Origin of the sequence: Candidatus Oscillochloris fontis (genome assembly GCF_004138135.1) — a bacterium.
Lineage (GTDB): Bacteria > Chloroflexota > Chloroflexia > Chloroflexales > Chloroflexaceae > Oscillochloris > Oscillochloris fontis.
The window spans coordinates 30,992-46,076 of sequence record NZ_RYFD01000006.1 but is presented as its reverse complement, the minus strand read 5'-3'; the positions used below and the strand labels follow the sequence as shown (position 1 = coordinate 46,076).

Annotated in this window: 15 protein-coding genes; 13 read left to right on the top strand and 2 right to left on the bottom strand. The window is 57.7% G+C overall.

Annotation, left to right across the window (positions count from 1 at the left end; genetic code table 11):
• Positions 1–3: 3 nt before the first annotated feature.
• The gene (locus EKD03_RS04310) at positions 4–1,920 is read left to right on the top strand and encodes an alpha-amylase family glycosyl hydrolase (protein WP_129627948.1); all 1,917 of its coding nucleotides are present in this window, start codon (positions 4–6) and stop codon (positions 1,918–1,920) included.
• Here EKD03_RS04310 and EKD03_RS04305 read toward each other — a convergent pair.
• Complete coding sequence (locus tag EKD03_RS04305) at positions 1,895–2,644, bottom strand: YceI family protein (protein ID WP_238613383.1); 750 nt, start codon at positions 2,642–2,644, stop codon at positions 1,895–1,897. The two genes, EKD03_RS04310 and EKD03_RS04305, sit on opposite strands and share 26 nt — an antisense overlap.
• Positions 2,645–2,855: 211 nt before the next feature.
• Between EKD03_RS04305 and EKD03_RS04300 the strand changes: the two genes are divergently transcribed.
• From EKD03_RS04300 to EKD03_RS04245, 12 genes are all read left to right on the top strand, one after another.
• Positions 2,856–3,089: a hypothetical protein gene (locus EKD03_RS04300; RefSeq protein ID WP_202976762.1), complete on the top strand. Its 234-nt coding sequence runs from the start codon at positions 2,856–2,858 to the stop codon at positions 3,087–3,089.
• Positions 3,082–3,495 (top strand): putative toxin-antitoxin system toxin component, PIN family, encoded by a 414-nt coding sequence (locus EKD03_RS04295; RefSeq protein WP_129627944.1) that lies wholly within the window; start codon positions 3,082–3,084, stop codon positions 3,493–3,495. The genes EKD03_RS04300 and EKD03_RS04295 overlap by 8 nt, the downstream gene beginning before the upstream one ends.
• A gap of 160 nt (positions 3,496–3,655) precedes the next feature.
• Positions 3,656–4,612 carry a glycosyltransferase family 2 protein gene (locus EKD03_RS04290; protein WP_129627942.1) on the top strand — a complete coding sequence of 319 codons (957 nt, stop codon included), beginning with the start codon at positions 3,656–3,658 and terminating at the stop codon, positions 4,610–4,612.
• Between the two features lie 200 nt (positions 4,613–4,812).
• The gene (locus EKD03_RS04285) at positions 4,813–5,079 is read left to right on the top strand and encodes an AbrB/MazE/SpoVT family DNA-binding domain-containing protein (protein ID WP_129627940.1); all 267 of its coding nucleotides are present in this window, start codon (positions 4,813–4,815) and stop codon (positions 5,077–5,079) included.
• Positions 5,076–5,393, top strand: coding sequence for a type II toxin-antitoxin system PemK/MazF family toxin (locus EKD03_RS04280; RefSeq protein WP_202976760.1), 318 nt, complete (start codon positions 5,076–5,078; stop codon positions 5,391–5,393). The genes EKD03_RS04285 and EKD03_RS04280 overlap by 4 nt, the downstream gene beginning before the upstream one ends.
• Before the next feature lie 18 nt (positions 5,394–5,411).
• Positions 5,412–7,547, top strand: coding sequence for a glycoside hydrolase family 2 protein (locus EKD03_RS04275; protein WP_129627938.1), 2,136 nt, complete (start codon positions 5,412–5,414; stop codon positions 7,545–7,547).
• A 66-nt stretch (positions 7,548–7,613) separates the two neighbouring features.
• Complete coding sequence (locus tag EKD03_RS04270) at positions 7,614–8,756, top strand: CpXC domain-containing protein (protein ID WP_129627936.1); 1,143 nt, start codon at positions 7,614–7,616, stop codon at positions 8,754–8,756.
• Between the two features lie 75 nt (positions 8,757–8,831).
• Positions 8,832–9,926, top strand: coding sequence for a glycine cleavage system aminomethyltransferase GcvT (gcvT, locus tag EKD03_RS04265; RefSeq protein WP_129627934.1), 1,095 nt, complete (start codon positions 8,832–8,834; stop codon positions 9,924–9,926).
• 37 nt (positions 9,927–9,963) lie between these two features.
• On the top strand, positions 9,964–10,353 hold the full coding sequence (gcvH, locus tag EKD03_RS04260; RefSeq protein WP_129627932.1) for a glycine cleavage system protein GcvH: 390 nt from the start codon (positions 9,964–9,966) through the stop codon (positions 10,351–10,353).
• Positions 10,354–10,625: 272 nt separating this feature from the next.
• Positions 10,626–11,960, top strand: a complete 1,335-nt coding sequence (gene gcvPA, locus EKD03_RS04255) for an aminomethyl-transferring glycine dehydrogenase subunit GcvPA (RefSeq protein ID WP_129627930.1) — start codon at positions 10,626–10,628, stop codon at positions 11,958–11,960.
• A 10-nt stretch (positions 11,961–11,970) separates the two neighbouring features.
• Entirely contained in the window at positions 11,971–13,446 is a 1,476-nt protein-coding gene (gene gcvPB / locus EKD03_RS04250; RefSeq protein WP_129627928.1) for an aminomethyl-transferring glycine dehydrogenase subunit GcvPB, read from the top strand.
• 56 nt (positions 13,447–13,502) lie between these two features.
• On the top strand, positions 13,503–14,207 hold the full coding sequence (locus EKD03_RS04245; protein ID WP_129627926.1) for a lysophospholipid acyltransferase family protein: 705 nt from the start codon (positions 13,503–13,505) through the stop codon (positions 14,205–14,207).
• A gap of 114 nt (positions 14,208–14,321) precedes the next feature.
• Here EKD03_RS04245 and EKD03_RS04240 read toward each other — a convergent pair whose 3' ends face one another.
• Positions 14,322–14,843: a transposase gene (locus EKD03_RS04240; protein ID WP_129627924.1), complete on the bottom strand. Its 522-nt coding sequence runs from the start codon at positions 14,841–14,843 to the stop codon at positions 14,322–14,324.
• Between the last annotated feature and the right edge of the window lie 242 nt (positions 14,844–15,085).

The following is a 15,085-nucleotide window of genomic DNA, read 5'->3' as shown; positions in this document are numbered from 1 at the left end:
CGTATGGGGGCGGATCATGTCTCGTCCGATTTTATCTTTGGGACACTGGCGACCGATGCGCGGCGATTGGGGGCCATGCAGGCGGAGTTAGCGGGGATTGCGCATCGCCACCGTATCGAGCCAATTGATCCGATCCCCGATCAGCCGGTGCGGTTGTGGGTCTCGCTTGGCCCGCATATTCCTGGCGACCGGGTGACCTGCTACTTCACGACCGATGGAGGTGAACCTGTTGGAGCGCGTGGGGTAGCGGGGGATGGTTCGCAGATGGTGGCCTTTGTGCGCCAGGCGGTGCGGTGGGAGACCTTCCTGTGGGGCTACCTGGAGGAGTGGGTGGCTGACATTCCGCCCCAACCGGCGGGGACAACGGTACGTTACCGGATTGAGGCATGGTCGAGCCTGGAGGATGGTAGCAGTTGGGCCAGCGAGATCATCGGCAGTACGCCGGGTGATGGAACCGTGTTGGGGGATGAGTCACCGGGCGACATCTACCTGCACGCGATGGGGGTGGAGTTTGGGTTGACCTTTGTGCGGCGGGCGCGCACGTTTGCTTTTCGGGTCGATCATGAGCAGACGCCAGATTGGTTGTATGACGGGCTGATTTATCAGGTCTTTGTAGATCGTTACGCTCCTGGTGGTGGGCGTGCGTTTACGCAGCCGGATGACCTTAACGGATTCTATGGCGGCACACTGGCGGGCGTGATCGAGCAGATTGATCAGATCGCTGCGTTGGGGGTGACGCTGATTTGGCTCTCACCGATCTTTTCAAGCCCCTCGCACCACGGGTATGATACAACCGATTTCTATGCTGTAGAACCGCGTTTAGGCACCCTGACTGATCTGCGGGAATTGCTCGATGCGGCCCATGTGCGCGGGATACGGGTGCTGCTCGACTTTACCGCCAACCATGTCTCGGATCAACATCCGGCCTTCCAAGCGGCGTGTCGTGACCCGCACAGCCCGACGTATGGCTGGTTCACCTTCACCGAGTACCCAGAGACCTACATCTCGTTCTTTGGGGTGCGCAGTTTGCCGCAGATTGACACCGATCATCCTGATGCGCGGCAGGCATTGATTGATGCGGCGGCCTTCTGGTTGCGCCAGGGGGTGGACGGATTCCGCCTGGATTATAATATCGGCCCCTCGCATGCTTTTTGGGTGGATTTCCGTGCTGCGATGCGGAACATACAACCTGAGGTGGTGTTGATTGGTGAGGCAGTCGAGACCGCCGATCTGCTACGCACCTATAGCGGGCGGCTCGATGGGTGTCTGGATTTTCTGCTACTCCAGGCGCTGCGGCTCTTCTTCGGTTTCCATGAGATACGGGCGAGCCAGTTTGATAGCTTCGTGTGCCGCCATCTGAGCGCCTTTCCGCCGGGCTTTGTGCTGCCCAGTTTTCTCGACAACCACGACATGAACCGCTTCCTCTGGATTGTGGGCGGGGATCGGCGGCGGCTCAAATTGGCCGCGCTGTGTCAATATACCCTGCCGCACCCACCGATTCTCTACTATGGCACCGAGGTCGGCTTGAGTCAGCGCGACGATGTCCGCCACGCTGATGGAAGCGGACACCCGGAGGAGGCGCGCTTGCCGATGCTATGGGGAGCAGAGCAGGATCAGGATCTGCTGACGTTTTACCGGCGTTTAGGTACTGTTCGGCGGGCGACAGCAGCACTGTGGCGCGGGGTACGGCAGACGGTCTACCTTGATGATGTGGCGGGCCACTACGCCTACCAGTGTCGCGACGGTGACGAGATCGGCCTCGTGGTGCTGAACAATGGCCCGCAGGTGGGGCGGGTGCCCCTGCCTGCGGCTGAATGGACGCTCGCGGTTGTGAGTGATAGCGTTACCATAGAAGGTGGCGCGGCTTGGTTGCCCGCATATGGCGGCGTGATCTTTACGGCGCGGTTGCCACAAGATTAATGGCGATGGTGACCTGTTCGCTCACGCTGGCGACCATGGGCACACTCGGAATGGTTAGGCCAAAGTCGGCGCGGTTGACGGTGGCAGTAGCGGTACCACTCATGCGGTTGGGACTCTCGGCCATGATCGTCGCGGTAAAGACGACCGGCACAGTCTTGTCGCGGATGGTGAGATTGCCATTAATCTGGAAGGTGTAGGGCGTTCCGGGAGTGCCGCTACCACTCAGGCCCGTGATTGTGGTGGGAGCGAAACTGATAAACTCATAGGTATCGGTATTGAGGATAGCATTTTTAATCGCCCGGTCACGGCGCTCACTATCGGTGACGAGGGTACGGGCATTAACGGTGATCGTACCGATTTGGGCTGTGCTGAGATCCGTCGGATTGACCGCAATCTCCCCGGCAACTTGGTCGGTGGTTCCAACGACGGTGAAGGGGTTGCCATTCAGCACCTCATCAATGGTGAAGGTGGCGGTCGATTCACTCTGCACGATCTGGAAGCGCAGCAGATCGCCAGTTGTGGGGGCGCTGGTTGGATTGGTAACCGGGGCCATCGTGGCACCAGCGGGGGGCGATGTGGGGGCGCTGGTGGCTAAGGGGATGGCGGTGATTGGCCCGCTGGCGGGTTGGGTTTCACCTTGGACGGAGGTATAGAGCCATACACCGAGGGCGATCACGACGACGAGCACTCCGGCGGCGATCCCGATCATGGTGTTACGATTCATGTGTTGCTCCATGTGTTGATACGAATAGCGTATAGAGAGCGTACCATGGATTGGGTGGGGATGGATCTCACTCACCCAACATGGTAGAGTGGACAGTAGTTGAGGTTCGTAGCAGCGCAAGGCTTAGGTTTGAGTGGTATACTACAAACAAACGTGCTATACTCTCTATCAGAGGGTACACCTAAGAAGTAGGGTGGTCAAGGAATTCATCATGAGCAATGCAACGATTATGATTCCGGTTGATACTGCAACAGCGGCGAAATACTATGCTGCAACGGAAGAAGAACGACGGAAAGTACAATTACTTGTACGCCTGCTTTTCCGGACTAGTGTGATGCCTGTAGAGGGAACGCTACAGCAGATTATGGATGAAATGAGTGATGAGGCGCAATCGCGTGGATTAACTCCTGAAATTCTTGACCAAATTCTTAATGACTATGAGTAATCGCTTTGTTATTGATACAAACACCATTGTTAGCGCTGCACTTTTTCGTCAATCCGTACCACGTCAGGCAGTAGACGCTGCTCTTGTAGGAGGGATTGTGCTTGTTTCGGAAGCAACGACGCTTGAATTAACTACAGTACTTTTACGAGAAAAATTTGATCGCTATCTTTCACGCGATGTACGAGAGCGTTTTCTGACAATTTTTTTGCAGAAAACTGTACTTGTAGAGATTATTGAGCCTATTATTGCTTGTCGTGACCCGAAAGATAATAAATTCCTTGAAGTGGCAATCTGTGGGGATGCAAAATTGATTATAAGTGGAGATAATGATCTTCTTGATCTTCATCCATATCGCGGAGTTGCGATTCTGAATCCACGTACATTTCTTGAGTATGGGTATGTATAATATCTCCCGAACCAATCCCCCTCATTATACCAGTTCCTGGTGAATATACCGCATTGTCATTCCGAGCGTAGCGAGGAATCCCGTCCGAGACGCTTCGCTTCGCTCAGCGTGACAATGCGGTAGCTTCTTCAGGAATTGGTATTACCCCCATGGTGCTATTATGCCCACACTCGCAATTGTCATTGTTTCGTGGAATGTACGCGACTTGTTGCGGCGCTGTTTGCAATCGGTTGCTGATTCGTTAGCGCTGAGTGATCTGGATGCGCGGATTGTGGTGGTGGATAATGCGAGTGGTGATGGTACCCCGGAGATGCTGCGGGCTGAGTTTCCACAGGTTGAGTTGATCGAGTCCGGGGCGAATCTGGGCTTTGCGGCGGGCAATAATCTGGCGCTAGAGCGCTTGGGGCTGGGCGTGCAACCGCGTACCACTGCACCAGCGTATGTCTTGTTGCTCAACCCGGATACGGAGGTGGTGGGGCGGGCGCTGGGGCGCTTGATGGCCGAGATGCAGGCGCATCCTGATCTGGTGGTGGTGGGGCCACGTTTGCGGTATGGCGATGGCAGCCTGCAATCTTCGCGGCGGCACTTCCCCACCCGTATGACACTATTCTGGGAGAGTACCCCGTTGGAGCGGCTCTGGCCGCACAACCCGTGGCTGCGCCACTATCGCTGCGTCAACCAGTTTGAGGCGCGGGTGCAGCGCGTGGATTGGCTGGTGGGAGCGGCGCTGTTGGTGCGCGGGCGGGCGATCCAGGCGGCGGGACTGTTTGATGAACGCTTCTTCATGTATAGTGAGGAGTTGGAATGGCAGGCGCGGTTGCAGCGGGAGGGACGGGTTGCCTATGTGCCTGACGCCGAGATTATGCATTATGAGGGCAAGAGTAGCGAACAGGTGCTGGCGCGGCGGCATATCTGGTTCCAGTCGAGTAAGATCCGCTTGGCCCAGATCTGGTTCGGGTGGCGCTTTGCACGCCTATTGCGCCTCGTGCTGCGGCTGGGCTATCTGTATGAGTTGCTTGTCGAAGGGTTGAAATGGCTGTTGGGGCATCGCCGTGAACTACGCCGCCAGCGGATCGCGGTGTATCGCCAGGTCTGGGCTGCGCTTGGTCGCATGTAACTGTTCACACTTCTCCTAGCTTCCAGGTTTTGACGCAAAGACGCAGAGGCGCAAAGCCTGCAACAAAACCTTTGCGTCCTTGCGCCTTGGCGTCAACACGAGATTTCTTTTACCCCAAGGGTGAACAGTTACGGTCGCATCTGTGCTTGACACCAGCGTGGATTGTAATTACACTGTACCTACGTTGAAAGGATACACGTATGAGCACAGTGATTAAAACCCGCCTCGTCAAAATTGGCAACTCACATGGTGTTCGTATTCCAAAAATTGTACGCGATCAGGTGGGTCTGATTGATGCCATCGAATTGGAAGTTCAAGGCACCCACTTGATCGTGCGCTCTAGTTCTGCGCCGCGTGCGCTGTGGGCGACGCAGTTTCAGCGTATGGCCGAACAACACGACGATGCGCTGCTTGATGCTGAGGAACCAGCAACCCTTTGGGATACGACGGAATGGGAGTGGGAATGAAGCGTTTTGATGTCTATTTGGTGATCCTCGACCCAACAGTGGGTGTTGAAATCCAAAAGACTCGCCCATGTCTCATTATCTCGCCGGATGAAATGAATGACTACATTCAGACGGTGATTGTGGCTCCTATGACCACAAAAGCGCGTGCGTATCCATCGCGTGTTGCGACCCGTTTTGATGGCAAAGATGCCCATATTGTTCTTGATCAGATTCGCACCGTGGATAAGCGGCGGCTCGTCAAATATCTTGGTCGTATTACCCCAACGACGCAAACCAAAGTGCTGGGGGTGCTCGCCGAACTTTTTGCTGAGTAGCATTTACCCTCAAACCTCATGCTTGATCAAACCCTCAACACCGCTTGGCAGATTCGCCCGCTCGAACATTTTACCCAAGGCATCTATCCTCGTGATGATGAAGGCTGGCTGCCAGCAGTCGTGCCGGGGCATTGGCAGCAGATTCCCGAATTGTCTACCCATATTGGTAAGGTGGTCTATCGTTGCCACTTTGCGGCTGCGGAGGGCGCGGCGGGGCAGCGGCGCTGGCTGCGGTTGAACGGTGCCTTCTACTATAGCCGGGTCTACCTGAACGGGGTGGTCGTGGGCAGCCACGAGGGCTATTTTGCTCCCGTGGAGTATGAGGTCGGCGCGTTGCTCCAGGCCGAGAACGATCTGCTGATCGAGCTTGATAGCCCCGAAGAGCGCAATAAGAGTGGCAAGCGGATGATTACGGGGGTCTTTTCGCATTGGGACTGCCTCGATCCGTATGCCAATCCGGGCGGGCTTTGGCTCCCCGTTGAGTTGCACCAGAGTGGCCCGCTGCGCCTCACCCATGCCCGCTGTCTGACCCTAGCCTGCGATGAGCGTTTCGCCCAGATTCGCTTCGATCTCGATCTTGATGCTGCGCATGCCTGTGCGGTCACGCTGCGCTTCACCTTTACGCCGCGCACCTTTGTGGCACCCGTACAGACGATCATCCAGCGCCGGGTGTTGCGTGCGGGGCAGCAGGAGGTGGGCGGGTTGTTCAAGTTGCGCGAGCCGCGCTTGTGGTGGACGCACGACCTGGGGCGGCCCGATCTGTATGATGTGCAGGTTGAGGTGGTGTTGGAAGAAGGAGTGAGTGACCGTTGCGCGTTTGGTTTTGGCGTGCGGCGTTTTGAGTTACGCAACTGGGCACCGCATCTGAACGGGGTGCGTTTTCAGGCCAAGGGGAATAACTATCCACCGGGTGATATGTGGATCGCTACTATGACTCGTGAGCGCTACGATCAGGATCTGCTCTTGGTGCGCGAGTGCTTCATGAATATGCTGCGCATTCACGCCCATATTGATCACCCGGCGCTGTATGAAGCAGCGGATGTGGCGGGAATCCTGATCTGGCAAGATTTCCCACTACAATGGCTCTACGATCAGCAGATCCTGCCGGAGGCGCGGCGGCAAGTGTTGGAGATGACGCGGCTCTTGGGGAGCCATCCGAGCGTCGTGATCTGGTGTATGCATAACGAGGCGGTGTTGATCGAGGATACGACCGATGAGAGTCTGTTGGCGCGTTTGCGTACCTATGCGACCGGCTTTGGCTTCAACTGGAACCGCGATGTGATGGATAGCCAACTCAAGGCGCTGGTGGAAGCCGACGACCCGACGCGCCCGGCGATCCGCAGTTCGGGTGAGCCGGATGTGCCCTACCTGCGGCGGGGTACCGATGGGCACGCCTATTTTGGCTGGTACCGTACCTATGGGACGCTCGATGATGCCGAGGTGATGCAGCGGCGCTTCAGTGGCAACATGAGCTTTGTTACCGAGTTTGGGGCGCAGAGTTTCCCGAATGTCGAGAGTAGTCGCCGTTTCATGCCCGATCCGCTCGATGCCGAGGCGATTGCGCGTCTGAGTATCCACCACGGCTTTCAGGCCGAGATCATGGACAACTGGATTGCTTGGCGTCAAGCCGAATCGCTGGCCGAATTGGTTGATCTGACCCAGGACTACCAGATCTTCATCAACCGTTACTATATTGATCGGCTACGCTTCTACAAATATCGGCCTAATGGCGGGATCATCCCCTTTCTGTTTGTTGATCCCTACCCGGCGGTCTTGTGGAGTGTGGTGGATTACTGGCGGGTACCAAAGCGTTCCTACTATGCCATGCGGATGGCCTTTAGCCCGCAGTACGCCTTTTGCCTCTTCCCGCCACGCGCATATAGTCTGGGGGAGGCGGTTGAACTGCCGCTCTATCTGATCAATGATGCGCAGATGACCATTGGCGGGGCGCGATTAGTGGCGCGGCTCACTGATCCACAGGGGCAACTGCTGGCCGAGACGATCCGCATGCGTGATCTGCCGCCGGATTGTCAGGCCATTGAGGTGGATCGGCTGCGCCTGACCCCAACGATGCGCGGGCGCTATTGTTTGGCGTTGGAGTTGACGGGCGTGGTTCATGAGGTACGCCAGGATTATATGATTGAGGTGGTATAGTGCGGTGCTGCCACATGGTACAATAGGTGTAGAGAATGATTGATTGTACATGTCTCAGATCTCACTATGCCAATCTCGTACCAGGAGCAGGCCAATCTCACCTGTCCAAGTTGTGGAGCCGATGTTGTTGCTGCGATCTGGCTGATACTCGATGCCCAAGAGCAGCCGATGGCGGTTGAGGCATTGCGACGCGGTGAACTCAATCGGGTAGTGTGTCCTCAGTGTGGCGACCATGGCCCGGCAGGGGCACCTCTGCTCTTCCATGACGGCTTGGCGCGCCAGGTCGTCTTCGTAGTGGCACCGGGCATGGCCGAGCATGCGTGGCGTGATCAGGCGCGTGATTTGCATGCACTGTTGGTGGGCGCGATCCCTGAGGAGCAGCGGCGGCCCTACCTCGCGGATGTGGATATTGCCCAAGATCTTGATGGGCTGGCGCGGCGTTTAGAACGCATGCAGCGGCGACGGGCGGCGCAACCCGCAGAGTCGGTAGCGGATCGTGCATCTCGTGATGATACGGCCCAGCCGCCCCTTCTGTTGGCGGTGGCGGCGTTGCTGGATGCACAGACGCCAGAGGATCTCCAGCGGGTTTTGGGTGAGTACCCGGTATTGTTGGCACCTGCCACCGATCTCACGCTGGCCCAGTTGGCGGATGTGGCGGTGGAGCAGCGCGCCCACGATGTGGCGGAGAGTCTGCAACAGGCACGTCAGGTGTTGAGTCAGGTGGGGCAGGTACGCCCGCCCATTGCCGAGACGGAGTTACCCGCAGCGGCGCTGCGCGCCTTGATGCAGGCCACCAGTCCGGCTGAGGTGCAGGAGTTGGTGCAGCACTACCCACTGCTGTTGCATCCGCAGGTGGATGCGTTATTGGCAGAAGAGATCGAACACGCCCTTGATAGCGGCCATGATCGGTTGGCGAGTAGCTTGGAGGAGCGTCGCGAAGCGGTAGCGGCGTTGCGGGCCGCTGCGATAGCGCAGCAGTCAACCAGTATGAATCTGGAAGAGGCGATTGAGGCGCTGTTGAGTGTCGAGGGTGAAGCAGCAATAATCGAGGTTCTGGATCACTATCCGTTCTTATTAGATGAGTCGGCTCTGCACGCGCTTGCGCAGTTTGCGGCTGTGGCACGGGCGAGTGGTGATGATGAATTGGCCGACTATGCCATTGATTGCCGCGAGATGCTCCGGCATATTCGCGACAGACTCGCCGGGTGATGGAACCACCCGCTAGGGTGGGTGAAGCTCGCTGGGGCGTTTCCCCCATGAACTTGCCCATCGGGAAGAATGATCATGTTAAAGCGAACTCCCCTCTACGAAAAGCACGTCGCCATGGGCGCACGTATGGTCGAGTTTGGTGGCTGGGAGATGCCGGTACTCTATACGGGCATCATTGATGAGCACCATGCGGTACGCGAGCATGTTGGGCTCTTTGACATTAGTCATATGGGGCGCTTCATGGTGCGGGGGCCACAGGCTGAGGAATTCTTGCAGTATGTGGTCACCTGCGATGTTTCGGCCATTCCGCTGGGTCAATCTAACTATGCGCTGCTCTGTCAGCCTGATGGCGGGATCATTGATGATCTCTTCATTTATCACCTGCCCGAAGAGTATCTGGTAGTCGCGAATGCGTCGAACCGTGAGCGGGTATGGCAGTGGTTCCAGGAACATGCTGCGGACTTCGATGTCGAGATTGTCGGGCGCTCGGATCGCTGGGCGATGTTGGCTTTACAGGGGCCAGAGGCCGAGAATCTCTTGGTTCATGCCGAGGAGGCTGATGCGGGGAGCCTTGCAGGGTTGCCCTTCCATGGGGTGGCGCTGAGTTCACTCTTCGGCTTTACAACACTTGTGGCACGAACCGGCTATACCGGCGAAGATGGATTTGAGCTTTTTTTCGATGCGATCCATGCGGTTGATTTCTGGGATAAACTTGTGGCTCTTGGCGCGAAGCCGTGTGGTCTGGGTGCGCGTGATAGCCTGCGCTTTGAGCCGTGTCTGGCGCTGTATGGCCACGAGATTAGTGATACCATCAACCCCTATGAGGCTCGGCTGGGTTGGGTGGTGAAGCTCGATAAGGGCGATTTTATTGGCCGCCCAGCGTTAGCCGAGATCAAGGCGCGTGGGGTTAGTCGCCGTCTGACCGGGTTTGAGATGGTGGGTAAGGGCATTGCGCGTGGTGAATACCCGGTGCATAATCTGGCCGGTGAGTTGGTGGGTTCGGTGACGACGGGCATGCCTGCGCCGACAGTCGGGCGGCCTTTAGGCATAGCCTATGTGCCGATGGAACTGAGCCGCGAGGGCAGTGAATTTGATATTATCATTCGTGAGAAGCCCGTGCGGGCACGGGCGATCAAGATGCCGTTCTATACACCTCGGTATAAGAAGTGATGCCCAATTGCGGCATCCATAAGAGGAGCAAGTAACCATGAGCTACAACGTCCCAGAGGAACTGCGCTACAGTAAGTCCGATGAGTGGGTGCGCGTCGAGGGCGATGAGTTGGTGATCGGGATTACCGACTTTGCCCAGGATCAACTGGGTGACATCGTCTATATTGAGCTACCCAAGGTGGGGACGCTGATTGCCCCTAGTGAGTCGTTTGGGGTGATCGAGTCGGTCAAGGCCAGTTCCGACCTCTACGCCCCGGTGGGCGGTGAGGTGGTGGCGGTGAATGCTGATCTGGATGCGAGCCAGGAGCCGATCAACCGCGATCCGTATGGTGAGGGATGGCTGATTCGGGTACGCCCCTCCGGTGCGGAGGAGGAGTTGTTGGATGCTGCCGCATACACGGCCTTCTGCGAGGAGCGCGGGCATTAGGGGTATGTCTATGCCGGGGGGGCGGAGGCGGCGCAGTTGAATATGCGTTTGGTTACGTGTCTGCTTGTACCCCGGTTGTTGACCGCAGAGGACGCAGAGGAACGCAGAGGAAGAACCAGAGGTCGTCACCCCAGGGAGCGCGAAACCCATCCCTCTGCGTCCCTCTGTGTTCTCTGCGGTTGATAGGGTGTACCACCGAGGATAATGACTATGCGGCGACGCCGCCCCCGCAGATCTTTCTGCCAATTCTTATAGTCCTGTAGCATAATTCTATGTCACACTATATTGCGATTACCGAGGCTGAGCGGGCCGCGATGCTCCAGGCCGTCGGGGTAGCCGATACGGCTGACCTGTTTGTTGATGTGCCTGCTGCCAAGCGCTTTCCGACGCTGAATCTGCCTGCACCCTTGTCCGAGCCGGAACTGGTGCGTGAGTTGTTGGCCATGAGTGGCCAGAATGCGCATGCGCATAGCCACCCGATCTTTTTGGGGGCTGGGGCGTATAACCATTTTGTCCCCGCAGCGGTGGATCAGATCCTGCGCCGGGGCGAGTTTTATACTGCCTATACGCCCTATCAGCCCGAAATTAGCCAGGGGACGCTGCAATCAATCTTTGAGTACCAGAGCTTGATCACGTCGCTGACCGGCATGGAGATTGCGAATGCCTCGCACTATGATGGGGCGACGGCGCTGGCTGAGGCGGCGATCATGGCGCTGAATGTGGTGCGCGGGCGGCGCAAGATTATCGTGGCGCGTAATGTGAATCCGCAGTACCGGGCGGTGTTGCGCACCTACCTCCAGGCGCTCGATGTTACCATCACGGGTGACGAGACTCCAGGGAGTGGCGTGGCCGAGGCGTTGGCGCAGGTGGACGACCAGACGGCGCTGGTGATTCTGCAAAGCCCTGATTTCATGGGCCAGATTCACGATCTGCGCGGGGTGGCCGAGCAGGTGCAGGCGCAGGGGGCGTTGTTGTGTCTCCACTTCGACCCGATTGCGCTGGGGTTGTTTCAGACTCCTGGCGAGGTGGGGGCGGATATTGCCACTGCTGAGGGCCAGCCATTGGGGATCGGGCTGAACTTTGGTGGCCCCTACCTAGGCATCTTTACCACCAAGCAGAAGCATGTCCACAAGATCGCTGGGCGCATCGTGGGTATCACGAAGGATGTTGATGGCCAACTGGCGTATGTGCTCACCCTGCGCGCACGCGAGCAGGACATCCGCCGCGAGCGAGCGACGAGTAACATCTGCACCAACCAGGCGCTCATGGCGCTGGCCGCGACGGTCTATATGAGCCTGATGGGCAAACAGGGGATGCACCGGGTGGCCGAACTCTGCTACCACCGTGCCCACTATGCGGCTGCCGAGATTGCCAAGTTGCCCGGCTACCGCGTGCTCACCAGCGGCACCTTCTTCAAGGAGTTTGCGGTGGCGCTGCCGCGTCCTGCCGCCGAGATCAATGCGGTGTTGCGTAGCCAGGGCATCATCGGCGGCTACGATCTGGCCAACGATGAGCCGCAGTTGGGCAACGCCATGCTGCTCGCGGTGACAGAGATGACCAGCAAGGCCGATATTGATCGTCTGGTTGGGGTATTGGGCGGAATATGAAGGTAGATTGATGAATACCTACGAGCCACATATATACGAACTCTCGACACCAGGGAAGTATGGTACGAGCCTCCCGGTGCTGGATGTGCCGGAGTGCGAGGTGCCGACTGACCTGTTGCGCCAGGATGGGTTGGCCGATTTTCCCGAACTGACCGAGCCGGAGGTGGTGCGTCACTATACACGCATTAGCCAGCGTAACTACAGTGTAGATACCGGCTACTATCCGCTCGGATCGTGTACGATGAAGTGGAACCCCAAGCTGAATGAAGAGGCGGCGCGTATGGCGGGCTTTGCGGCGGCGCACCCACTTCAGGATGCCGCCGATTCGCAGGGGGCGCTGCGGTTGATCTATGAGTTGCAGGCGTACCTGGGCGAGATCGCCGGTTTTCCGGCGGTGAGCCTCCAGCCGGCTGCCGGGGCGCACGGCGAATTTGCGGGTATCCTGGTCTTCCGCGCCTACCACCTGGATCGCGGTGATCATGATCGGGTGGAGGTGCTGGTGCCCACATCGGCCCACGGCACCAACCCGGCCACTGCCGCGATGACCGGCCTGAAGGTGGTGGAGGTGAAGGGTGATGCACGCGGGAATGTCGATCTGGACGACCTGCGCGCCAAGGTGTCGTCGCGCACAGCGGGCATGATGCTCACCAACCCCAATACGCTGGGCCTGTTTGACGAGCAGATCGTCGAGATCTGTGAGATTGTGCATAGCGTGGGTGGCTTGATGTATGGTGACGGAGCCAACTTCAATGCCATTCTGGGAATTGCCAAGCCGGGCGAGTTGGGCTTCGACTTTATGCACTACAACCTGCACAAGACCTTCAGCACGCCCCATGGTGGCGGTGGGCCGGGGAGTGGGGCGGTGGGGTGTAGCGCGGCGCTGGCCCCCTTCCTGCCGGGGCCAGTGGTGGTGAAGAACACCGACGGCAGCTATGCGCTGGCCAACCCCGAAAAGGCCATCGGGCGCATGAAGTCGTTCCATGGTAACTTTGGCATGCTGGTGCGGACGTGGACCTACATTCGCACGCTGGGTGCAGCCGGGCTGCGCGAGGTAAGCGAGATGGCGGTGCTCAACGCCAACTATGTACGGGTCAAGCTGAAGGATGTCTATCCACAGGCGATTGACCGCATCTGCATGCACGAGTCGGTGCTGAAGGGGCAGATTGCCGGGGCACCGAAGGATGTGCGCACCCTCGATATTGCCAAGCGGCTGATTGACTACGGGTTCCACCCGCCAACGATCTACTTCCCGCTGATCGTGCCTGAGGCATTGATGATCGAACCGACCGAGACTGAGAGCAAGCAGACCTTGGATGTCTTTATTGACACGATGCTCCAGATCGCCCGCGAGGCGGTTGAGGCACCCGAACTGCTGCATGCGGCCCCGACCAAAGCGCCGGTGCGGCGGGTGGATGAGGTGCGTGCTGCGCGGCAGCCCATCCTGCGCTATGATCGTGAGGCGATAGCGCGGGTCCGTTCGGAATAGTTGATGATCATGGTGGGTGAGTGGAGATGTTTCACTCACCCATCTGCGGAGTAGTCATGCGACTCTATCGGAGCCGTCATGTGGCGGCACGTTTTGTCCCGTTTCTCTTTCGGCTCTTTGTGCGGGTCTATGTGCGCCCACGGGTCGAGGGGGCTGAGAAGTTACCCACCGAAGGCTCCTTTATCATTGTGGCCAACCATAGTAGCCATGCCGATACAGCGGTGATCTATACTGCCTTACCGCGCCATGCGCGTGAGCGCTTTGTGGCCGCAGCGGCGAAGGATTACTTCTTTCAGGGCGGGATCTGGCAGTTCATCTCGCGGGTACTCTTCAATGCCATCCCGATATCGCGTGATCGGCGCGGTGGGCAAGACCCGTTGCGCCATGCGGCGCGGGCGCTGCGCGAGGGCTATGCGCTGCTGCTCTTCCCGGAAGGGACACGCAGCAAAGACGGCAAGGTCGGGCCGTTTTTGGGCGGGGTGGGGCGTCTGATTGCCGACTTTCCTGGCACGCCGGTGATTCCGACCTATCTCTTCGATACAACAAAGGTGATGCCGAAGGGGGTGGTTATACCGCGTCCGCATCGGGTGACGGTGCGTTTTGGTGATCCGATCTACATCAAGGCGCACCCGCGCTTCCGCGCCACTTGGCGCTCGGCGGCGGAGGAGTTGCGCGATGCGGTATTGCAGGTGGGGGGTATCGCTCCCAATCCTGCGCCCCCGGTTGAGGCACCGCCACCTGAGGAGAAGGGGGAGGAGTAGGGTCTGGATATTTGTTGAAAAATTCTTTCAGGGAGCGAGGGTGGGAAGCCCTCGCTCCTTAGTTTTCCAGCGGTATTCTGAGATCGCCCCCCTGGTTCATCTAGCCTGCCCCTCTTAGCGTTCGAACTCCACTGATTGCGCTGGATTACCGAGAATATACTGGCGTATCCGAACCAATTCCTCCTCGCTACGAATCACATGTTCGTAGTAGTTACGCTGCCAAAGTGTTGATCCAATGGTATGCTGCATCTGATTTACGCGACGAGTTGATACCGATTTGAAATTCTGAACGATAGCTGCAAGTGAGTTAGGAGTCGTCCCATTGGAAGAGACCTGCGTTGCTGATGCTATTCCTTTGGCCATTGGCACGTTGATCGTGATAATACCGTGAAAATGATCGGGCATTACAATATGAACATCAAGGGTAATATGCGGAAAATGGTATGGTAGTGCAATCCAGCACTGTTCGATGATATGGCCAATTGGCGAGAGCGTTACCGAAAAATTGTTCAAATTACCTAGAATTGGAGCACGATCTTGGGTACAGATTGTCACAGCATAGGAGCCAAGTTGGGTGTAATCATACCCACGCAGGCGAATTGAACGGCGGTGATGTTTAGAGGGGTCGTATGGCATAATTGGTATAGATCAAGGTTGTGAAGATTCATTTTTACTATCATATACCGTATAAACACGACATTTTGTTACGATGCTCCGCCATGCCCCACCATACCCGGTCATCCCGTAGGGGCGAAGCATCGCGCCCCAGATGGCCTGGGGAACCCCAACATGATCCCCCGGCCCCGCCATGCCCCACCATACCCGGTCATCCCGTAGGGGCGAAGCATCGCGCCCCAGATGGCCGGGGGAACCCCAAC